This is a genomic window from Variovorax sp. W1I1 (genome assembly GCF_030815625.1).
In the GTDB taxonomy this organism is placed as follows: domain Bacteria; phylum Pseudomonadota; class Gammaproteobacteria; order Burkholderiales; family Burkholderiaceae_C; genus Variovorax; species Variovorax paradoxus_C.
This window is the reverse complement of record NZ_JAUSWZ010000001.1, coordinates 2,093,414-2,114,227: the sequence shown is the minus strand read 5'-3', so window position 1 is coordinate 2,114,227 and position 20,814 is coordinate 2,093,414. Positions and strand designations below refer to the sequence as shown.

General features: G+C 69.1%; 20 protein-coding genes. 12 read left to right on the top strand and 8 right to left on the bottom strand.

Annotated features, from left to right (window positions below):
* Window positions 1-11: 11 nt before the first annotated feature.
* Window positions 12-1,025: a zinc-dependent alcohol dehydrogenase family protein gene (locus tag QFZ83_RS10065; RefSeq protein ID WP_307505634.1), complete on the bottom strand. Its 1,014-nt coding sequence runs from the start codon at window positions 1,023-1,025 to the stop codon at window positions 12-14.
* 117 nt (window positions 1,026-1,142) lie between these two features.
* Here QFZ83_RS10065 and QFZ83_RS10060 point away from each other — a divergent pair, with 117 nt between their 5' ends.
* The 3 genes from QFZ83_RS10060 to QFZ83_RS10050 all read left to right on the top strand — a co-directional run bounded on the left by QFZ83_RS10060 (window position 1,143) and on the right by QFZ83_RS10050 (window position 4,194).
* The gene (locus QFZ83_RS10060; RefSeq protein ID WP_307505631.1) at window positions 1,143-2,045 is read left to right on the top strand and encodes a LysR family transcriptional regulator; all 903 of its coding nucleotides are present in this window, start codon (window positions 1,143-1,145) and stop codon (window positions 2,043-2,045) included.
* A 31-nt stretch (window positions 2,046-2,076) separates the two neighbouring features.
* Window positions 2,077-2,949 (top strand): alpha/beta fold hydrolase, encoded by an 873-nt coding sequence (locus QFZ83_RS10055; protein WP_307505628.1) that lies wholly within the window; start codon window positions 2,077-2,079, stop codon window positions 2,947-2,949.
* A gap of 99 nt (window positions 2,950-3,048) precedes the next feature.
* Window positions 3,049-4,194 (top strand): hypothetical protein, encoded by a 1,146-nt coding sequence (locus QFZ83_RS10050; RefSeq protein ID WP_307505625.1) that lies wholly within the window; start codon window positions 3,049-3,051, stop codon window positions 4,192-4,194.
* Here QFZ83_RS10050 and QFZ83_RS10045 read toward each other — a convergent pair whose 3' ends face one another.
* A complete protein-coding gene (locus QFZ83_RS10045) occupies window positions 4,195-5,484 on the bottom strand; it encodes a LysR family transcriptional regulator (RefSeq protein ID WP_307505622.1) in 1,290 nt (429 codons plus the stop codon).
* A 126-nt stretch (window positions 5,485-5,610) separates the two neighbouring features.
* Here QFZ83_RS10045 and QFZ83_RS10040 point away from each other — a divergent pair, with 126 nt between their 5' ends.
* From QFZ83_RS10040 to QFZ83_RS10020, 5 genes are read left to right on the top strand one after another with little or no spacing between them, the layout of a single operon-like run.
* Window positions 5,611-6,639 carry an amidohydrolase family protein gene (locus tag QFZ83_RS10040; protein ID WP_307505619.1) on the top strand — a complete coding sequence of 343 codons (1,029 nt, stop codon included), beginning with the start codon at window positions 5,611-5,613 and terminating at the stop codon, window positions 6,637-6,639.
* 2 nt (window positions 6,640-6,641) lie between these two features.
* Entirely contained in the window at window positions 6,642-7,343 is a 702-nt protein-coding gene (gene ligK, locus QFZ83_RS10035; protein ID WP_307505616.1) for a 4-carboxy-4-hydroxy-2-oxoadipate aldolase/oxaloacetate decarboxylase, read from the top strand.
* Between the two features lie 12 nt (window positions 7,344-7,355).
* Window positions 7,356-8,672 carry a gallate dioxygenase gene (locus tag QFZ83_RS10030; protein ID WP_307505613.1) on the top strand — a complete coding sequence of 439 codons (1,317 nt, stop codon included), beginning with the start codon at window positions 7,356-7,358 and terminating at the stop codon, window positions 8,670-8,672.
* The gene (locus QFZ83_RS10025) at window positions 8,669-9,652 is read left to right on the top strand and encodes a tripartite tricarboxylate transporter substrate binding protein (RefSeq protein ID WP_307505610.1); all 984 of its coding nucleotides are present in this window, start codon (window positions 8,669-8,671) and stop codon (window positions 9,650-9,652) included. Before QFZ83_RS10030 ends, QFZ83_RS10025 begins: the two co-directional genes overlap by 4 nt.
* Window positions 9,653-9,657: 5 nt before the next feature.
* A complete protein-coding gene (locus QFZ83_RS10020; protein WP_307505607.1) occupies window positions 9,658-10,356 on the top strand; it encodes a substrate-binding domain-containing protein in 699 nt (232 codons plus the stop codon).
* On the opposite strand, the gene QFZ83_RS10015 is transcribed toward QFZ83_RS10020, so the two are convergent.
* Window positions 10,347-10,751, bottom strand: a complete 405-nt coding sequence (locus QFZ83_RS10015; RefSeq protein WP_307505603.1) for a GFA family protein — start codon at window positions 10,749-10,751, stop codon at window positions 10,347-10,349. The two genes, QFZ83_RS10020 and QFZ83_RS10015, sit on opposite strands and share 10 nt — an antisense overlap.
* A gap of 89 nt (window positions 10,752-10,840) precedes the next feature.
* Between QFZ83_RS10015 and QFZ83_RS10010 the strand changes: the two genes are divergently transcribed.
* From QFZ83_RS10010 to QFZ83_RS10000, 3 genes are all read left to right on the top strand, one after another.
* Entirely contained in the window at window positions 10,841-11,875 is a 1,035-nt protein-coding gene (locus QFZ83_RS10010) for a YafY family protein (RefSeq protein WP_307505601.1), read from the top strand.
* Between the two features lie 90 nt (window positions 11,876-11,965).
* The gene (locus tag QFZ83_RS10005; protein ID WP_013541004.1) at window positions 11,966-12,655 is read left to right on the top strand and encodes a response regulator transcription factor; all 690 of its coding nucleotides are present in this window, start codon (window positions 11,966-11,968) and stop codon (window positions 12,653-12,655) included.
* Between the two features lie 31 nt (window positions 12,656-12,686).
* Window positions 12,687-14,600 carry an ATP-binding protein gene (locus tag QFZ83_RS10000; RefSeq protein ID WP_307505598.1) on the top strand — a complete coding sequence of 638 codons (1,914 nt, stop codon included), beginning with the start codon at window positions 12,687-12,689 and terminating at the stop codon, window positions 14,598-14,600.
* A 21-nt stretch (window positions 14,601-14,621) separates the two neighbouring features.
* Here QFZ83_RS10000 and QFZ83_RS09995 read toward each other — a convergent pair whose 3' ends face one another.
* The 5 genes from QFZ83_RS09995 to QFZ83_RS09975 form a co-directional block, all read right to left on the bottom strand.
* Entirely contained in the window at window positions 14,622-14,963 is a 342-nt protein-coding gene (locus QFZ83_RS09995) for a hypothetical protein (protein ID WP_307505593.1), read from the bottom strand.
* A 17-nt stretch (window positions 14,964-14,980) separates the two neighbouring features.
* Window positions 14,981-16,462 carry a Do family serine endopeptidase gene (locus tag QFZ83_RS09990; RefSeq protein WP_307505590.1) on the bottom strand — a complete coding sequence of 494 codons (1,482 nt, stop codon included), beginning with the start codon at window positions 16,460-16,462 and terminating at the stop codon, window positions 14,981-14,983.
* Window positions 16,463-16,639: 177 nt separating this feature from the next.
* Window positions 16,640-17,995 carry an ATP-binding protein gene (locus QFZ83_RS09985; RefSeq protein WP_307505587.1) on the bottom strand — a complete coding sequence of 452 codons (1,356 nt, stop codon included), beginning with the start codon at window positions 17,993-17,995 and terminating at the stop codon, window positions 16,640-16,642.
* Entirely contained in the window at window positions 17,992-18,651 is a 660-nt protein-coding gene (locus QFZ83_RS09980; protein ID WP_176657107.1) for a response regulator transcription factor, read from the bottom strand. The genes QFZ83_RS09985 and QFZ83_RS09980 overlap by 4 nt, the downstream gene beginning before the upstream one ends.
* Before the next feature lie 60 nt (window positions 18,652-18,711).
* Window positions 18,712-19,482, bottom strand: coding sequence for an IclR family transcriptional regulator C-terminal domain-containing protein (locus QFZ83_RS09975; RefSeq protein ID WP_306878207.1), 771 nt, complete (start codon window positions 19,480-19,482; stop codon window positions 18,712-18,714).
* 132 nt (window positions 19,483-19,614) lie between these two features.
* On the opposite strand from QFZ83_RS09975, the gene pobA reads away from it, so the two are divergent.
* On the top strand, window positions 19,615-20,796 hold the full coding sequence (gene pobA / locus QFZ83_RS09970) for a 4-hydroxybenzoate 3-monooxygenase (protein WP_307505580.1): 1,182 nt from the start codon (window positions 19,615-19,617) through the stop codon (window positions 20,794-20,796).
* The last annotated feature ends 18 nt before the right edge of the window (window positions 20,797-20,814 follow it).

Here is a 20,814-nt window from a genome sequence, read left to right as displayed (position 1 = left end):
CGATGCGCCCATCAAACCGTGAGAACGACCTTGCCGATATGCCCCGCACGCTCCAGGTACTGGTGCGCCTGCACCACGTCATCGAATGCGAACTCGCGGTCGATGCGCACCTGCAGCTTGCCGTCGGCCAGGCCTGCGTCGATGAAAGCCAGCGCGCGGGCGAGCGCCGCCTCGTCGCGCGGCAATCCCATCGTGGCCGCGCCGGTGTGCTCCAGCACCTTGTAGACGTGGAAGCGCCAGCTCTTGCGGAACTGCGCAATCACCGGGTACTTGAACTCCGCGCCGCCCGAGAGGCCATACAGCACGTACCAGCCGCGATGCGCGACGACATCGCCGAGCCGCTCGACCTGCGCGCCGCCCACGCCGTCGTACACCAGGTCGACGCCGCGGCCTTCGGTGAGCTTCATCACGCGCTCGACCACGTCTTCATCGTCCGTCACGACGACATGCGCTGCACCCGCCTCCCGCAGCGCATCGCGCTTGGCGGCCGTGCGCGTGACCGCGATGGCGACGATGCCCGCCGCGCGCGCCATCTGCAGCGCCGCGATGCCCGTGCCCGACGAGGCACCGGCGACGAGCATCACCTGGCCACGCTTGAGTTGCGCCATCTCGAACATCGGGAAGTAGCCCGTGAGGTACGCCATGTAGGCACCCGCTGCCTGCGCGGCCGACAGGTTGCCGGGATACCGCACCACGTGCGCCGCCGGCAGGAGGATGTTCTCGCCATAGGTGGGGTAGCGGCCCTGCCCCGCGCCCGGCAGCACCGCGACCTTGTCTCCCACCTTCAGCCCTTCGACGCCCTCCCCGACCGCCTCGACGACGCCCGCCGCCTCGTTGCCCAGCCCGGCCGGCAGCGTCGCGTCTTCGATGTAGAGGTTCTCGCGCCACAGCGCATCGGCCCGGTTCAGGCCGATGGCCTGCACCGCGACGCGCACCTCGCCCGGCCCGGGCGCCGGCGTACCGGTCTCCTCGATCTTCAGCACCTCGGCACCGCCGAACACATGGAAGCGAACCATCCTGCTCATGAAAAAATCTCCTTCTTGAATTGACCGATGGCATCAATCTAGGGGCCGCAGCACAATCAAGGAAATCGATTCGCCGGATAGCCGCTATGCACGCGATCGATAACGCCAGGACCTCCGATGAAACCCGTCGAACTCAACCGCATCGACCTGAACCTGCTCACCGTGCTGGCCGCGCTCATGCGGGAGCGTCACGTGAGCCGCGCCGCGGAGCGGTTGAACCTCGGCCAGCCCGCGGTGAGCCACGCGCTGGCGCGGCTGCGCGAACTCACGGGAGATCCGCTGCTGGTGCGTCACGGCCGGGTGATGGAGCCGACCGAGCGCGCGTTGGCGCTGATGCAGGGCCTGGGCCCCGCGCTCGCGCAGATCGAAGCCACGTTCCGCGCGCAGGCCGATTTCGAGCCCGATCGCGCCGCGCCGATCTTCCGCATAGGCCTCACCGATGACCTGCAGATCGCGATGCTGCCGCGCCTGCTGCGCGCCCTGAGCGCCGAAGTGCCCCGCGCCAAGCTGGTGACGCTCACGGTCTGCTATCGCAACGCAATGAGCTACCTGGAGCAGGGAGAGGTCAGCGTGGTGATGTCGTTCCTGAAAGACCTGCCCGCCGACGCCAAGGTGCGCAAGGTCCGCACGGCGCGCTTCGCCATGCTGCGCGCCGACACCGTGCCCGGAAAGCTTTCGCTCGACGACTACTGTCGGCGCCGCCACGTGCTCGTGACCTATGCGGGCGACCTGTGCGGCACCGTCGACGAAACACTCGGCGAAATCGGGCGCCAGCGCGACGTGGCTTTTTCGGTGCCGCAGTTCGGCAGCCTCCCCGCCGTGCTCGCCGGCACCGACCTCTTGGCCACGGTGCCCGAGCACGTGGCACTGGCGCTGTCGGCGCAAGGCGGACTCCGCTTCGAGCCCCTGCCTTTCGAGGGCCCGGATTACCAGATCAAGCTCGCCTGGCGTGCCGTGACCGACAAGGACTCGGCGGAGATGTGGCTGCGCAAGGCGATGCTGCGGGCCTTCAACGACTAGGATGGCAACCCTCTTCCACAGAGGACACCGCATGCCGAATACCGAGACAAACTTCGAACTGACCGCCAACGACGGCCACCCGGTGGAAGCCCACCGCTGGCAGGCCGGAACGCCACGGGCCATCGTGCAGCTGGCGCATGGCATGGGCGAACATTCGCTGCGCTACCGCTCGCTTGCCGATGCGCTCACGCAGGCCGGCTACGTCGTCTACGCGAACGAGCACCGCGGCCATGGCGCCTATGCCCTGGCGAACAACGAACTCGGCGAATTCGGTCCGCGCAACTTCGCCGGCCTCGTGGACGACATGGCGCTGCTGAGCCGCCACGCACGCGCCGCGCATCCGGGATTGCCGCTCATCCTCCTCGGCCACAGCATGGGCTCCTTCGCCACGCAGTACTACCTGGTGCGGCACAGCGAGCTGCTGTCTGGCGCGGTGCTCTCGGGCACCTCGGCCCTCGACCTGCTGGGCACCGCGCTGCAGAGCGGCTTCCGCCTCGAAGACATGAACGCCGCGCTGCCCGAAGTGCGCACACCGTTCGACTGGCTCAGCCGCGATCCGGCGCAAGTGGACAAGTACATCGCCGATCCGCTGTGCGGCTTCACGGTGTCGGCCGAGGGCCTCGGTTCCATGTTCGCGAACCTCGACGATCTGGCGCCCGCGGCGATGCAATCGCGCATCAGGCCCGAGCTGCCGCTGTACCTCTTCACCGGCGACCAGGACCCAGTCAGCAACAAGGCCGAATGGTTCTATCCCCTGGTGCAGCGCTACCGCGAGGCGGGGCTGCGCGATGTGTCCTGCCATGTGTTCGGCGGCGCGCGCCATGAGACGCTGAACGAAACCAACCGCGATGAAGTCGTGGCGGTGCTGCTCGCGTGGATCGAGCGCGTCATGCGCAAGCCCTGAAAGCCGGGCCGCTACCCGGTTGAAGAGCCACCATCCGGTGTGCCGCACATGCGCCGGAGGCCGACACAACGGCATGGCGAGGTCTGGTAGAAGAAGGCCATGGCGACTCCTCTCGCGTCCTCCATCCTTCAACTGCTGCTCGGCGTGGACCTCGCGGCTTCCGACGGCACCGCGGGCAATCGCTTCGCGATCGAAGGCCTGGCCTGGGGGCCGGAGAAGGACGGTACGGCCAGCCTCCGGATCGATCAGCTCGAAGCGGCCTCCCTTCATCTCACCTCAGGCGAACTCAAGCTGGAGATCGGCCGTGTGGCCGTGCGCGGCCTCGTCGCGCAGATACGCAGCGAAGCCGGCGCGCCGCAGTTGGTTGGCGTCGAGGCCCGCGAGGCGGAGTTCTCGGGCTTGAAGCTGCATGGTCCTTTGCGCATGCCGCCGCGACTGCGCGAGGCATGGGCCACCGCACATGCACCGGCGCCGGCTGCAGAGGCGCCCGCTCCTCAAGCGCAGGCCGATGCAACAAGCCTCGCCCCGCTCGGCACGGCCCACGGCACCATCCGCGGAAAAATCACCGATGCGCATCTGCTCTTCGATGCCGACGTGACGGTGCCCCTACGCGGCGGGCAGATCGATTTCAACGACGCGACGGTCGAGCACGTCGGCCCCGACTCGCGCATGGGCGTGAGCCGGCTGGGCATCTATGTCGATGCGCCCGACGGCCGCAGCTACATCTACCAGTTCGCCTCGGCTCCGCTCGCCGGCGTGACCTTCGAGCGCCGCGGCGCGCTGCTGAGCCCGTGGATTTCCGAGCGCGGCAAGCTGCAGTTGCAGGCGTTCGCCGAGTCGATGCTGCGCTGCGGCCGCGGCCAAGGGGGCAGCGGGCTGACCGAGCAGGCGCGCCTCCTGCTGGGCCGCACCTCGCTGTCCGGCGACCTGCAACTCGGCGACGGGGTCTTCGCGCTCTCGGGATTGCAAGGCCGCCTCGAAGGCCGCGACGCGGGCCGCAACCGCATCGGCCTGCATTCCGAGGCCGTGGGCCGCGGCGTGACGGCACAGATCGATTCGCTGTCGGTGCGCGACGCGGCCGCTGCGGGGAAGAGCGCGCACCTGCGCTGCGACACGCTGCAGGCGAAGCTCAGTCTCCAGCTTGTTTCGGAAGGTGCGGAGATGCGCTTTGTGCTCGATCTCGGGAGTGGAACCGCTGCGGGACTCCGGTTCGATCGAAGCGCACCGCAACCGGATAAGCGCTGATCAACCGCCCGTCCGCCTCGCCCTCGCCCGGAAATCCGGGGACCGCGCCAGCACCGCCGCGATCTCCGCCATCAACGCCCTCGCCCCCGGCGACGCCAATGCGCCCTGCCGCTGCGTCAGCCCGATCTCGCGGCGCGTCTCGTCGAGCGGAAAGTCCAGCACCACCAGGCTGCCGTCGCGAATTTCGTAGCGCAGTTGATGCGGCGAGATCGCGGTGAGCATGTCGCTCTCCAGCAGCAGGCCGCGCAGCACGGCGAGGTCCCCGGTCTCTACTGCAGGAATCGGCGGCGCCTCGCGCGCCGACGAGAAGAAGCGCTCCAGCAGTTCGCGTGACGGCGTGTTATGCCGCGAGAGGGCCCACGTCGCCTGCCGCAGCGCATCGAAGTCGATGCGCTGCATGCGCTCCAGCGGATGGCCTGCGCGTGCGATCACCGCGATGCTGTCTTCGAACAGCGCTTCCTGCTGCAGGTCCCTGGCTTCGGCGGGGCTGCGCAGCGCGCCGAGGATGAAGTCGACGTCGCCGCTGCGCAGCGATGCGGCCAGCGCGTCGTACGGGCTCTCGACCGTGGCCACATGCAGCCCCGGATGCCGCGCGAGCAGCGAGGCGATCGCGAGCGGCAGGATCTGCGTGCGTCCGAGCGGCAGCGCGCCGACGGTCACGCTCCCCTGCAACATGCCTTCGCTCGCGGCGATGTCCGGCCCGATGTGGCGCAGCTCCGCGAGCACGCGCTTGAAATACAGGGCCACGATCTCCCCCGCCGTCGTCGGCGCGAGGCCGCGCGCCTTGCGTTCGAGCAGCGCGACGCCGAGTCCGCCCTCCAGGTCCTTCAGCGCGCTGCTGACGGCCGGCTGCGTGATGCCGAACTCGCGCGCGACCGCCGGCATGTTGCGCTTCTCGACCAGGCTCGCAATCACCGCGAGCCGGCGGCCATTGAGGATCGACGCAAAGAGCGAGGGCACATCGGCGGTCGCGCCGATGCCGCCGCGCGCGACGAGCTGCGCGCGCGCCTCCTCGAACTCGCGCTCGATGCGGCGCGCGCGCACCAGCACCAGGTCGCCGTACGAATTGAGCGCCATGCCGCGCGCGCGGCGATCGAAGAGCGGCCTGCCCAGCGCGCTCTCCAGTTCGGAAATGGAGCGCGTGACGCCCGAGGCGACGCGGTAGAGCTGCTCGTCCGCGGCCCTGGCGATGCTGCCGGCGGCGGCCACGGCAGAGAACGCGCGCAGATGGCGCAGGTTGATGGCGAGCGCGCTGCCGATCACTTTGTCTGGTTGGTGCGCCTCACTCATTTCAGCCTTCCGGGTAAACCCTATCGATAAGAAAGTCTGATGGTAGGGCAACCCGAACTCACCCCACGCCAGCGGGTCCGCGACCACACTCGATGGCTCCGAGCCAAACCAATTGGGTTGCAAGAAATGATCATCGACTGCCACGGCCACTACACCACCGCGCCCAAGGCGCTGGAGAACTGGCGCACCCAGCAGATCGCGGGGCTGAAAAACCCGGCGTTGAAGCCCCGCGTCGCCGACCTGAAGATCAGCGACGACGAGTTGCGCGAATCGATCGAGGGCAACCAGCTGCGCCTCATGAAGGAACGCGGCAGCGACCTCACGATCTTCAGTCCGCGCGCAAGCTTCATGGCGCATCACATCGGCGACTTCGAAACCTCGTCGACCTGGGCCGCGATCTGCAATGAGCTGTGCTTCCGGGTGAGCGAGCTCTTCCCCGACCACTTCATCGGCGCGGCGATGCTGCCGCAATCGCCCGGTGTCGATCCGCGCAGCTGCATCCCCGAGCTGGAGCGCTGCGTGCGCGAGTACGGCTTCGTGGCGATCAACCTCAACCCCGATCCCTCGGGCGGGCACTGGACTTCGCCGCCGCTGTCGGACCGCCACTGGTACCCGCTCTACGAGAAGATGGTCGAGCACGACATCCCGGCGATGGTGCATGTCAGCACGAGCTGCAATGCCTGTTTTCACACCACCGGCGCGCACTACCTGAATGCGGACACCACCGCGTTCATGCAGTGCCTCACCTCCGACCTCTTCACCGACTTTCCCACGCTGCGCTTCGTGATCCCGCACGGCGGCGGCGCGGTGCCCTACCACTGGGGGCGCTTTCGCGGGCTCGCGCAGGAGATGAAGAAGCCGCTGCTGAAAGACCACCTGCTCAACAACATCTTCTTCGACACCTGCGTCTATCACCAGCCGGGCATCGACCTGCTCACGCGCGTGATTCCCGTGGACAACATCCTCTTCGCGAGCGAGATGATCGGCGCCGTGCGCGGCATCGATCCGGAAACCGGGTTCTTCTACGACGACACGCGCCGCTACATCGACGCGACGCCGATGCTCGATGCCGAAACGCGCCACAAGGTGTTCGAAGGCAACGCACGCCGCGTCTATCCGCGCCTCGACCGCGCACTCATTGCCAAAGGCCTCTGACCATGTCGCACAACACCCTTCCACAACAACTCGGCGTCGTGCATCGCAACATCGTGCGCGCCGATGCGGCCGCGGTCGAAAAGCTCTCGCGCTTCGGCGTCTCCACCGTGCATGAAGCGCTCGGACGGCTCGGGCTGATGCAGCCGCGCATCCGTCCCATCCACCCCGATGCGCGCTTCTGCGGCACCGCAGTCACCGTGCTGCTGCAGCCCGGCGACAACTGGATGCTGCATGTCGCGGCCGAGCAGATCAAGCCCGGCGACGTCGTCGTCGCAGCCTGCACCAGCGACAGCACCGACGGCTTCTTCGGCGACCTGCTGGCCACTTCGTTCAAGGCGCGCGGCTGCAAGGGTCTGGTGATCGACGGCGGCGTGCGCGACGTGCGCGACCTCAACGCGATGGGATTCCCCGTGTTCAGCCGCGCGATCCATTCGAAGGGAACGATCAAGGCAACCCTCGGCTCGGTCAACGTGCCGGTGGTGTGCGCGGGCGCGCTGGTGAACCCGGGCGACGTGGTCGTTGCCGACATCGATGGCGTGGTCATCGTGCCGGCCGCGCGCGCGCAGCAGGTGGCCGATGCGGCCGAGGCCCGAGAGGCCAATGAGACCGCCAAGCGCGAGCGTTTCGCCGCCGGCGAGCTGGGCCTCGACATGTACGCCATGCGCGAGCCGTTGGCCAAGGCCGGCCTGCGCTACATCGACTGAAGAAGAACCACCATGGCTCGCATCATCGGCGCCGTCGCGTGCTCGCACACGCCCACCATCGGCTTCGCCTTCGACAAGAAGAAGCAGCAGGATCCAGTGTGGGCGCCGATCTTCGAGGCCTTCGCGCCCGTGCAGCGCTGGCTCGCCGAGCGCCAGCCCGACGTGCTCTTCTTCATCTACAACGACCACGTCAGCGCGTTCTTCTTCGATCACTACTCGGCCTTCTCGCTCGGCGTGGGCGAACAGCACGCGGTGGCCGACGAAGGCGGCGGCGCGCGCGACCTGCCCCCGCTCGCCAGCCATCCGGCGCTCGCGCAGCACATCGGCCGCTCGCTGGTGGCGGACGAGTTCGACATGTCCTTCTTCCAGGACCGCGCGCTCGACCATGGCGTGTTCTCGCCGATGTCGCTGCTGTGCCCGCACGAGCCCGCGTGGCCGGTGCCGGTGATTCCGCTGCAGGTCGGCGTGCTGCAGTCGCCGGTGCCGTCGGCACGGCGCTGCTACCGGCTCGGGCAGGCGCTGCGCCGCGCGATCGAGAGCTATCCCGAAGACCTGAAGGTGGCCATCGTCGCCACCGGCGGGCTGTCGCACCAGGTGCACGGCGAGCGCGCAGGCTTCAACAACACCGCGTGGGACGCGCAGTTCTTCGAGCTCATCGAGAACGATCCGGTGCGCCTCACCGAGATGACGCAGGCCGAGCTCGCGACGCTCGGCGGCATGGAAGGCGCGGAAGTGATCATGTGGCTGGTGATGCGCGGCGCGCTCTCGTCCAACATCCGCAAGACGCACCAGAGCTATTACCTGCCGTCGATGACGGGCATCGCGACCGCCATCTACGAGAACCTCGCGAGCCCGCCCGTTGCCCGCGAAATAGAGCGCCATCGCCGCCACATGGCCGAGCAACTGGCCGGCGTCGAATCGCTCGAAGGCACGCATCCGTTCACGCTGGAGACCAGCGTGCGCGCATACCGCCTCAACAAGTTCCTGCACGGCATGACGCGGCCCGAGCATCGCGCCCGCTTTCTCGCCGACGAAGAAGCAGCCTTCGATGCCGCGGCGCTGACGCCGCAGGAACGCACGCTGGTGCGCGAACGCGACTGGCGCGGGCTCATCCACTATGGCGTCATCTTCTTCATGCTGGAGAAGCTCGGCGCGGTCGTCGGCGTATCGAACCTGCACATCTACGCCGCCATGCGCGGCCAGACGCTGGAAGACTTCCAGCAGACACGCAACGCGCCCGGCGCGCTGTATTCGGTGGCCGGCAAGGATGCCGCGCCGCAGACCTGGGACGCACCACAGCCAGCGCCCCGCCCTCCCGTGAAACCATGAAGACATCCTCTCTCCGCCGCCATCTCCTTGCCCTCGCCGGCCTCCTTGCGCTCGGCGCTTCTCTCAGCGTGAGCGCAGCCGACGCCTATCCCTCCAAGCCCGTGAAGATCCTCGTGGGCTACAGCGCCGGCGGCGCGGTCGATGCCATCGCGCGCTCCGTCGGCCAGCGCATGGCGACGGTCCTCGGCCAGCCCGTGGTCGTGGAGAACAAGCCCGGCGCCGGCACCAACATCGCGATCAAGTCGCTGACATCGAGCGCGCCCGATGGCTACACGCTGCTGCTCGCGGCCAATGCGCTCGCGGTGAACCCGTCGATGTACCAGCCCGCGCCCTACGACCTGGACCGCGACTTCACGCCCATCTCGATGGTCGGCCGCGTGCCCGTGGTGTTCGCGGTGCGCGAAGGCTCGCCGATCAAGACGCTGCCTGAACTCGTGGCCGCGGCCAAGGCCAAGCCGGGCGGCGTGACCGTCGCGACGCCGGGCAACGGCGCCACGCCGCACCTGGCGATGGAACTGTTCCAGCACACCGCCGGCCTCAAGCTGAGCCACGTGCCCTACAAGGGCGGCGCGCAGGCGATCACCGATGTGCTGGGCGGCCACGTCGACGTGGTGGCGGTCAACGCGCTCGAAGTGCTGCCGCTCGTGAAGGGCGGCAAGCTGAAGGTGCTGGCGGTGATGAGCACCGAGCGCTCCGCCGTGCTGCCGGGCGTGCCGACGGTGGCCGAGTCGGGCTACCCGGGTTTCGAGGCCAGCGTCTGGTACGGCTTCGTGGCGCCGGCCGGGCTCCCGGCACCGGTGCTGGCCAAGCTGCACGAGGCGGTGCAGAAGGCGATCGATTCGAAGGAGGTGCGCGAGCAGCTCGCCGCAGCCGGCGGCGTGCCGCTGCCGGGTCCGACCGCGCAGTTCGAGAACCTGCTCAAGAGCGATGCGGCGCGCTACGGCAAGCTGATCCGCGAAGCCAACATCAAGCCGGATTGACACCCATGGCAACGTCCCTGCGGGGCATCTGCTCGATGGCGACCCGCGGGTTGCTTGACGAACTCGCGGCGGCATACGCGCAGCGCACCGGCGTGCCGGTCTCCTTCGAGGCAGCGGGCGGCATCGATGCCGCACGGCGCGTAGTCGATGGCGAGTCGTTCGACATGGTGGCCCTGGCTTCGGACGCGATCGACAAGCTCATTGCAGCGGGCAGGCTCGATGCGGCGGGCAAGGTCGACATCGTCCGCTCGGAGGTCGGCGTCGCGGTGCATGCGGATGCCGAGTTGCCCGACATCGCCACGGAAGATGCCGTGCGCCACGCCGTTCAGTCGGCGGCCAACATCGCCTATTCGACAGGCCCCAGCGGCGTGGCGCTGCTCGCGCTGTTCGCGCGCTGGGGCATCGCCGACGAGGTCCGCAACCGCCTCGTGCAGGCACCGCCGGGCGTGCCGGTCGGTGCGCTGGTCGCACGCGGCGAGGCTGCGCTCGGCTTCCAGCAGATGAGCGAGCTGATCGGCCTCGAAGGCATCCGCTTGCTTGGTCCCTTGCCACAGCCGATCCAGATCGTCACGACCTTCTCGGCCGCGCCCGGCGTCGGCACCCCACACCCGGCCGCCGTGCGCGCCCTGCTCGATTTCATGGCCTCGGACGACAGCGCCGAAGCCAAGCGCCGCCACGGCATGGCGCCGGCTCCTCAGAGATAGCGCACCTCCGCCGGCACCTCGAACCAGTTGTTGTTGCGCCCGTCCATGTGGCGCACCGGCGCCGTCGAGAGTTCTTCCAGCGTCGCGTCGTCCAGGCAGGTCACGTTCACGCTCACGTAAGCGCCGCCGATCTGCGGCACATTGCCGCGCCCGAACGACTTGATGCCGCAGGTCTTGCAGAACAGGTGCTCGGCGCTGTGCGAGGCGAACTGGTAGCTCGACAGGTTTTCCTCGCCCGAGAGCAGCGTGAACTCTTCGGGCTTGACGATGGCGCCCCAGCCGCGGGACTTCATGCAGATCGAGCAATTGCACTTGCCGGTGCCCGCGGCGAGGTCGATGAGGGCGTGGAAGCGGACCTTGCCGCAGTGGCAGCTGCCGTTGTATGTCTTCTTCATGGGTGGTTCCTTGAGTGGCGAAAGAGAAACCCGAGGCTACGACCCATTGCGGACAGATCCTGTCCTCGATCCGAGGCATCATGCGGCCCATGCTGTCCGCCTCCGCACGCCTGATCCGGCTCCTTTCCCTGTTCCAGGCCCAACGCGCATGGACCGGCGCCGGGCTGGCCGAACGCCTCGAAATCACCGAGCGCACGCTGCGCCGCGACGTCGACCGGCTGCGCACCCTGGGCTACACGGTCGACTCGACCTCGGGCGTGGCCGGCGGCTACCGGCTCGGCGCCGGCACCGCCCTGCCCCCGCTGCTGCTCGAAGACGAAGAGGCCATCGCGGTGGCGCTGGGGCTTGGCAATCCGAGCGATGGCAAGGGCGACATCGAGAACGCCTCGATGCGCGCCCTCGCCAAGCTGGAGCAGTTGATGCCGCCGCGGCTGCGCAAACGGCTCGACAGCGTGCGCGCGGCGGTCGTGCCGCTCGCGCGCGGCAAGTCGGAGGTGAGGCTGAAGGCGGTCACGCTGTTTGCCGAAGCCTGCACCGACCGAGCGGCGCTGCGCTTCGACTACCGCGACCACCACGCCAAGGCGACCGCGCGCACGGTGGAGCCGCATCGGGTGGTGCAGTCGGGCCAGCGCTGGTACCTGCTGGCCTGGGACACGGCGCGCGAAGACTGGCGCACCTTTCGCCTCGACCGCATCGTGGCGCCCGTGCCGACCGGCGCGCGCTTCACGCCGCGCCGGCTGCCGCATGGCGACGTGGCGGCGTACATGGCGCAGGCGCTGCGTGTCTCGCCCTACCTGCACCACGCAAGCGTCGTGGTGCATGCGCCGGCCAAGGCGCTGGAGGCGCACCTGGGCTGGGTCGGTGGGGTGCCCGAAGCGATCGACGACGGCACGACACGGATCGCGACCGCGGCCAATTCGCTCGATGCGCTGGCCGTGTGGCTGGGTTGCCTCGGGCATGACTTCGAGGTGGAGTCGCCGCCGGCGCTGGCCGAGCACCTGGCGCTCGTCGCGGGGCGGCTCGGCAAGGCTGCGGCGCGCACCTCGTCCAGCCCGCCCACGCCGCCCAGGCCACGCGAGCCGCGCAAACCGCAAAAGCCCACCGCCCGCCTCCCTCATCTATAGGATGGGCAAGCGCCTCGCCTGTCCGTAGGCTGGCGGCTGTCGCAACCCTCCCAGGAACCCGCCCATGCGCCTCGCCCGCGGCCCCATGCCATGACGACCACGCAGGTCGCGCTGGTCGAGGACGACACCGGCGTGCGCGAGCGCATCGCGCGCGTCATCGGTGCCGACCCTTCGCTCGCGCTGGCCTACAGCGCCTCGAACGCCGTGGACATGCTGCGCTGGCTGGGCGAGAACCCGGTGGAGGTGCTGCTGGTGGACCTGGGCCTGCCCGACCTGCCCGGCCTGCAGGTGATTCGCCGCTGCCGCAGCATGCAGCCGGCCTGCGCGGTGATGGTGCTGTCGATCTTCGGCGACGAGGCCAACATGGTGCTGGCCTTCGAGGCCGGCGCGAGCGGCTACCTGCTCAAGGACGGCACCGAAGCCGACCTCGCCACCCACATCCGCAACCTGCGCGCGGGCGGCTCGCCGATGTCGCCGGTGATCGCACGGCAGCTGCTGCGGCGCTGGCAAACCCGCGCCGACGCGTCGCAGCCCGCCCCGGCGAGCCCCGGCGCCAGTGCCGCCCGCTTCTCCACCGTGGCGCCCGAGCGCCTGTCGCCGCGCGAATCGGAGGTGCTCGGGCTGGTCTCTCGTGGTTTCACCTATGTCGAAGTCGGCGCGCAGATGGGAGTCTCGGCGTCGACGGTCCAATCCCATATCCGCAATATCTACGGCAAGCTGGATGTGCACAACAAATCGGAAGCTGTGTTCGAAGCCCGCAACCTGGGCTGGCTTCCCTGAGGCGATCCGGCGGGCTGGCCTGCGCTGGCCCGTGCTCGCCGCCGCAACGCTGTCGCTCCTGGTCCTGGCCCCCGCGCTGCTCCTGCCGGCCTCCACCGGCCATGCGCGCTCGGTCGATGCCGCCGGCAGCCTGCCCGACGGCATGGACGTGCGCTCCGCCGAGGCCACGCTGGAGCCCGACGGCCTGCCGCCGCAGGTGCGCCGGGTTCAGTTGCCGTTTCGATGGGACCACGCGTTTCCCGGCCGCGGCGGCAAGGCGAGCTACCGCATCGAACTGCCGGCCGTGGCCGTGCCCGAGGGCGGGCCCGCCGCGCTGCTGCTCTCGGGCGTGGGCAACCAGGTGACGATCTCGCTGGACGGTGCGCTGCTTGCGAGCTTCGGCAGCCTCGGCAACCCCGGCTACGACGCGGCCAAGGGCTCGCAACTGGTGCCGGTCGCGGCGGCACTGCACCGCAGCGACCAGCCGCAGCAACTGGTGATCCGGACCACGCTGCAGCGCCAGCGCGGCGGCGGGCTCGCGAGCATCCGCTACGGCGCCGAGGCGCCGCTGGCCGCGCTCTACCGCACGCAGCAGAACTGGCGCAACAACTCGGCCATCGTGTATTCGGTGAGCCTGCTGCTGATGGGCGGGCTGGCCGGAGGTCTGTGGCTGCGCCAGCGGGATGCGCTCTACGGCTGCTTCGCGCTGGCCGCGCTCTCGGGCGTCACGCGCAACCTCGACCGCGTCTGGCCCGAAGTGCCGGTGCCCTGGCCGCTCTGGGGCGCGCTGGTGGCGGTCTGCTACGCCTGCCACATCGGGCTCATTGCGCGCTTCGTGCTGCTGGTGCTGGACCGCAACCCGCCCTGGCTGGTGCGCTCGATCTACGGGGCGCTGGCGCTGTCGGTCACGCTGGCCTGCGCTTCCTTCGCGCTCGCCAAGCCGCTGCTGTGGACCATCGGCCTGGTCGTCCTTCAGGTGACCGCCATCGTCTGCCTGCCCTACGTGATCCACGGCGCGCTGGTGGCTCGGCGGCGCATCGCGGGCGTGCTGATGGCGGCGGGCATGCTGGCCATCCTGGCCGGTGCGCACGACCTGCTGCTGGTGCGCATGGGCCTCTTCGGCGGTGCCTACTACACGCTCACGCCGCATGCGATGTTCTTCTTCGTGGTGATCCTGGCCGGCCTCGTGGTCGAGCGCTACAGCCGCACCGTGGCCGACTACGGCGCGCTCAACGCCAGCCTTTCGGCACGCGTCGCCGAGCGCGAGGAGCAACTGCGCGGCGCCTTCGAAACGGTGCGCCTGCAGCAGCAGGAACAGGCGGTGCTGGTGGAGCGGCAGCGGATCATGCGGGAGATCCACGACGGCGTCGGCTCGCAACTGGTGGGCCTGCTCAACGTGGTGACGCAGCCCGCGCCCGACCGGGCCGTGGTCGAGGAACATGTGAAGCTCGCGCTCGACGAGATGCGCATGGCGGTCGATTCGCTTCAGCCCACGCAGGACGACCTCTCCACCGTGCTGGCGACGCTGCGCTACCGGCTGCAGCCGCGGCTGGACGCGGCCGGCATCGAACTGGTCTGGAACGTGGCGCTCATCCCCACCATCGAGCCTTTCGCGGCGCAGGCCGCGCTGCAGTTGCAGCGCATCCTGCTGGAGGCCTTCACCAACGTGCTCAAGCATGCGGCTGCCACGCGCATCGTGATGCAGGTGAGCTGGCACGGGGACGAAGCGCCGCCGTTGGTGCGCATCGTGCTCACCGACAACGGGCGGGGCCTGTCCCGCACGACGGGCGGGACCGGAGGGACCGGTGAGCGCGTGGACGCGGCCGCGAGGCCGGCGGGCCACGGCATCTCGAACATGCGCTCGCGCGCGCAGGCGATCGGCGCGCGGCTGGAAATCGAACCGGCGGACGACCAGGCCGGCGGCGGCACGCGCGTGCGGCTCGAATGGCCCTGCGCCATGCCCTGAAGCGGCCCTGCCGGGCCAGGCTCACCGCAGCGCGAAAGCCAGCGCGACCGCTCCCAACGCCAGCAGCCCGAGGCCGGCGATGAACACCATCTCGCCCCAGGCCTCCAGCCGCGCGCCCGAACGGCGCGAACGCATCGAGATGAAAGACAGCAGCGCGCTGGCCAGGAAGACCAGCGCGTCGATGGCAAGAAGCCGGTCGATCAGCAACCGCATGTCGTCGCGCGGCCCGAGGTGGCCGATGGACATCACGGTCATGCACACGCCGATCATCGTGGCCGACGTGGGCAGGATGTGCGCGGAGAGGCCGCTGGCCGCCGCGCGCTCCTCGATCACCACGAGGGGCAGGTTGCCTGGCGGCTTCATCCGCTTGCGCCCTGCCGTCAGCCGATGCGGACGGGCACGAAGATCTTGTCTTCGCCGCGCTGGATCAACAGGGCCACCGACTTGTTGGTCGCCTTCGCCACGACTTCACGCACCTGCTCCAGGCTCTGTGCCGGAGTGCCGTTGATGGCCAGCAGCACGTCGCCGGCCTGCACACCGGCCTGTGCCGAGGGGCCTGCCGCGTCTTCGATCAAGAGGCCGGTATCGACACCCGCTTCACGCTTCTCCTGCGGCTGCAGGGGGCGCAGCGCCAGACCCAGCTTGCCCTGGCCCGCGCCGGTGTCGGCCTTCGCGACCTGGGTCGGCTTGTCGCCGGCATCGCCGAGCTTGGCCTGCAGTTCCTGCCGCTCGCCCTGGCGCCACACCTCGAGCGTGACCTTCTTGCCCGGCGCCTGCTGGCCGATCACCGCGGGCAGGTCGCCCGAAGAGACGATGGCCTGGCCGTCGACCTTGCGGATCACGTCGCCCGCCTTCAGGCCCGCCTTGTCGCCAGGACCGCCCTTCTCGATGTTCGAGACCAGCGCGCCTTCGGGCTTGTCGAGCTTGAAGGAATCGGCGAAGGCCTGGTTCACCTCCTGCACCGCGACGCCCAGGCGTGCATGCGAGGCCTTGCCGGTCGCGACGATCTGGTCTTTCACCTGCACGGCGACGTCGATCGGGATCGCGAACGACACGCCCTGGTAGCCGCCGCTGCGGCTGTAGATCTGCGAGTTGATACCGACCACCTCGCCGCGCGTGTTGAGCAGCGGCCCGCCGGAGTTGCCGGGGTTCACCGCCACGTCGGTCTGGATGAAGGGCACGTAGCTGTCGTCGGGCAGCGAGCGGCCCTTGGCGCTCACGACGCCGGCCGTCACGGTGTTCTCGAAGCCGAAGGGCGAGCCGATGGCCAGCACCCATTCGCCGACCTTCAGGTCCTTGGTGTTGCCCAGCGCGAGCACGGGCAGGTTCTTCGCGTCGATCTTCAGCACGGCGATGTCGGTCTTGGCATCGGCGCCGAGCACCTTGGCGCGGTACTCGCGGCGGTCGGTCAGCTTGACGGTGACCTCCTTCGCATCCTTCACCACGTGGGCGTTGGTGATGATGATGCCGCTCGGGTCGACGATGAAGCCAGAGCCCTGCGCGCGCACCGGCACGTCGCGTTGTTGCTGCTGCTGGCCGCGCGGGTTGATCTGGCCCTGGAAGCGGCGGAAGAACTGGAACATCGGATCTTCGGGGTCGACGCCCTGGATCTCGGCGGCGGCTTCGTCGTCCGACGCCTTCATGGTGCCGGTCACGCTGATGTTGACGACGGCGGGGCCGTCGCGCGAGGTGATGGTGGAGAAGTCGGGCAGCGTCACCATCGCGGGGGCCGCAGCGATGGGGGTGGCGTTGGTCGGGGCGCTCACGGCGCTGGTGTAGGCGCCGGCACCGACGGCGCCGATCACGCCGGCGCTTGCCAGGGCGATCGCCAGGGCGCGGGGGGAAGTCAGGCGGGTGTTCATGGAGCGGTTCCTTTCAATTGCGTATGGACGCAAAACACGATGAAAGGAATGTCGTTGCGCTGACTTAAGCGCGCCTTAAACGGTCTCGGGATTTACTCCCTCTCCCTCTGGGAGAGGGTTGGGGTGAGGGCATCGGCCTCCACCCAACCGCCGCGCCTCATCGGCGGCACATCGCCCTCACCCCAGCCCTATCCCAGAGGGAGAGGGAGAGGGAGCGAAGACGACCCGCACGCGCAACCCGCCGAGGCTGGGCGACTTTTCCAGCGTCACCGTCGCGCCGTGCAGTTCCGCAATCGACTTGACGATGGACAGCCCCAGCCCGCTGCCCGGCGCCTGCGGTTCGCCCGAGCGGTAGAAGCGATCGAGCACGCGCTCGCGTTCGGCTTCCGGCAGCCCCGGGCCGCTGTCGTCCACGCTGAGTTCGACCGCATCGCTGAGCTTCGCAATGCCGATGTCTACGCGCCCTTCTTCAGGCGTGTACTTGACGGCGTTGTCGAGCAGGTTGCGCAGCATCATGCGCAGCGCCTCGGGCTGGCCTTCGACGACCACCGCCGCATCGGCATGCGCGATGCCGATGTCGATGCGCCGTGCCTGCGCGCCCGCCACCGCATCCGAGATCGCGAGGCGCGCCACCTCGCCCAGGTCTACCGGCTCCGGCTTCGCGCCGGCCGCCATGTTGGCCTCGTGCCGGGCCAGCGCGAGCATCTGCTCGACCAGCCGCGTCGAGCGGTCGATGCCCGCGACCAGCCGGCTCACCGCGATCTCGCGTGCCGCATCGTCGGGCGCGCGTTGCAGGCCCTGCACCTGCAGCTTCAACGCGGCAAGCGGCGAGCGCAGTTCGTGCGCGGCGTCGGCGACGAAGTGTTTTTGCGCATCGAAGGCATGGCGCACACGGCCGAAGAGCAGGTTCAATTCCTGCACCAGCGGGCGCACCTCCTCGGGCAGGCCTTCTTCGCTCACCGGCGACAGATCGTCGGCCTGCCGCGAGGCCACCTGCGTTCTCACGCGGGCCACCGGCGCGAGCGACCGGCTCACGACCCACCACACGACCAGCATCAGTAGCGGCGCCATCAGCGCCACCGGCGCGATGGTGCGCAGCGCCAGCGTGCCGGCCATGCTGCGCCGCGCCGCCATGTCCTGCGCCACCTGGATCACGAGGCCGCGCGTCTGCATCGAGAACACGCGGTAGGTGGTGCCGCGCGCGCGCACGTCGGCAAAGCCCAGCACCGCGAGCTGCGGCAGCGCCGCCTGGTCCGCGGATTCGAAGACGCGCACGCCGTCGGTGGTCCACACCTGCACCACGAACTCGAAGTTCTGCTCGCCGCCGCCGATGCCGCCGACCGCCGCACTCGGTGGCAGGCCCGAGCGCAGCGACATCGCCATCTGCTGCATGTGGTAGTCGAAGATGTCGTCGGCCTCGTGCAGCACCGTGCGGTACGCGACGAGGGCCTGCGCCCCCGCGGCCAGCACGATGGCCGCGAGCAGGAACCACAGGAGGCGCGCGCGCAGCGATCCGGTCAGGCTCCGGGTCATACCTTCGGCACCATGTAGCCGACACCGCGCACGTTGCGAATGAACTCGGCGCCGAGCTTCTTGCGCAGACCGTGCACGTAGACCTCGACCGCGTTGCTGCTGATCTCGTCCTTCCAGCTGTAGAGCTTTTCCTCGAGCTGGGCGCGCGAGAGCACCATGCCCGGACGCGCCAGGAGCGGCTCGAGCACCGCCCATTCGCGCGCCGACAGCACCACCGGCTGCCCTGCCACCGTGACCTCGCGCGTGGCGGGATTGATGCTCACACCCATGTGCTCGTACACCGGCTCGGCACGCCCGGCCGCGCGGCGCAGCAAGGCGCGGATGCGGGCCAGCAGCTCGTCGAGGTCGTAGGGCTTGAGCACGTAGTCGTCGGCGCCGGCATCGAGCCCTTCGATGCGCTGCTGCACCGAATCGCGCGCGGTGGCGATGAGCACCGGCATGCGCTGCTTGCGGGCGCGCAGGCTGCGCAGCACCTCCAGGCCGTCACGGCGCGGCACACCCAGGTCGAGCAGCACCAGGTCGTACTGCTGGGTGCGCAGGGCCGACTCGGCGGCCTCGCCGTCTTTGACCCAGTCCACCGCGTATTGCTCGGCGCGCAGCAGGTCGAGCACGGCCTCGCCGATCATCACGTCGTCTTCTAGAAGCAGGAGTCGCATGGTTGTTTTTCCGTTGTCCGGTCTTCGGGATTCGAGGCGGCAGCCGTGGCGAAGTTCAGTTCAGAGCAACGAGCGGACTTCGCGCGCCGCTTCGAACAGCAGCGGCAGCATCTCGCGCTGCAGCGCCTCTTCCTGGTAGCGCGTGCCCGACAGCACCACATTGAGCGCGGCCACCGTGTGGCCCTGCATGTCGCGTAGCGGCACCGCGAGCGCCTGCACGCCGAGCTCGTGCTCCTCGCTCGCAAAACAATAGTCGTCCTTGCGCGTGCGGGCAATGAGCGTGCGCAGGCCCCGCGCCTGCGTGACGGTCTGCGGCGTCAGCCGCGCGAGGTGCCGGCCCTTGAGCCACTGCGTGAGCTGGGTGGAAGCCATGGCCGCCAGCAGCACGCGCCCGGTAGAGGTCGCATGCGCCGGCAGCCGCGCGCCCAGGTGCAGGCCGTAGGCCAGCACGCGCGTCGGCGTGCCGTAGCTGCCGCTGCGCGCGACGATGACGACCTCTTCGCCATCGAGCACCACCGCGGAAAACGATTCGCCGGTCTGCGCCGCCAAGCGGTTGAGCGTGGGCTGCAGCGCGCGCGGCAGGCGCGACGAGGCGAGGTAGCTCCCCGAGAAGCGCAGCACCTTGGGCGCCATCCAGAAATAGCTGCCGTCGGTCTCCAGGTAGCCGAGGTGGGCGAGCGTGAGCAGGTGGCGCCGGGCGGCGGCGCGCGTGAGGCCGGCGCGTTCCGCGGCCAGCGTGGCATTGAGGCGTTGGCGTTCGGTATCGAAGCTTTCGAGCACCGCCATTCCCTTGGCAATGCCCTCGATGAAATCAGCCTTGGCGATGGTCATTCGGGTCTCAACTTGAAGTGTTGCGCGATCATCGCGCACGCGTTCGCATGATCGCACAGAGCCTCCAAATGCCGTGAACCAAGTGGCCGGCCGCGCCCTACGCTCGGCGAAACACCTCCCGGAGACACGAACATGCGCACCCAGGTCGCGATCATCGGCGCGGGCCCCGCCGGCCTTCTGCTCGGTCAACTGCTTTTCAAGGCAGGCATCGACAACGTCATTGTCGAACGCCAGAGCGGCGACTACGTGCTCGGCCGCATCCGCGCCGGCGTGCTCGAACAGGTGACGATGGACCTGCTGGCCCGCGCCGGTGTCGATGCACGCGCCCGCGCCGAAGGGCTGCCGCACGAAGGCATCGAGCTGCTGTTCAAGGGCGCGCGGCACCGCATCGACATGCACGGCCTCACCGGCGGCAAGCAGGTCACGGTGTACGGCCAGACCGAGGTGACGCGCGACCTGATGGAAGCGCGCACCGCCGAAGGCCTCACGACCATCTACAGCGCGGCGAACGTCAGCCTGCACGACTTCGATTCGGCCAAGCCGCGCGTGCGCTACGAGAAGGATGGCCAGACGCACGAGATCGAATGCGACTTCATCGCCGGCTGCGACGGCTACCACGGCGTGAGCCGCGCGAGCGTGCCGGCCGATGCGATCCAGACCTACGAGAAGGTGTACCCCTTCGGCTGGCTCGGCGTGCTGGCCGATGTGCCGCCGGTGTCGCACGAACTCATCTACGCGAACACCGAGCGCGGCTTCGCGCTGTGCAGCATGCGCAGCGCCACGCGCTCGCGCTACTACGTGCAGGTGCCGACCGAGGAGCGTGTCGAGAACTGGAGCGACGAGGCCTTCTGGAACGAGCTGCGCGCGCGCCTCGACCCGGAGGCCCGCGAACGGCTGGTGACCGGTCCGTCATTGGAGAAAAGCATCGCGCCGCTGCGCAGCTTCGTCGCCGAGCCGATGCGCTTCGGCTCGCTCTTTCTCGCAGGCGACGCGGCGCACATCGTGCCGCCGACCGGCGCGAAGGGTCTGAACCTCGCGACGGCCGACGTGGGTTATCTCTCGCGTGCGTTAGAGATCTTCTACGGCGAGAAGTCGGCTTCGGCGCTCGATCGCTATTCGGACCTGTGCCTGCGCCGCGTGTGGAAGGCCGAGCGCTTCTCGTGGTGGTTCACCTCGCTGATGCACCGCTTTCCCGAGACGGGCGCCTTCGGCCAGAAGATCCAGGAAGCCGAGCTCGACTACCTCGTGCATTCGCACGCGGCCTCCACCGCGCTGGCGGAAAACTACGTGGGGTTGCCGCTCGAGGATTTCTGAGCGGCCTTCTTCGACGCT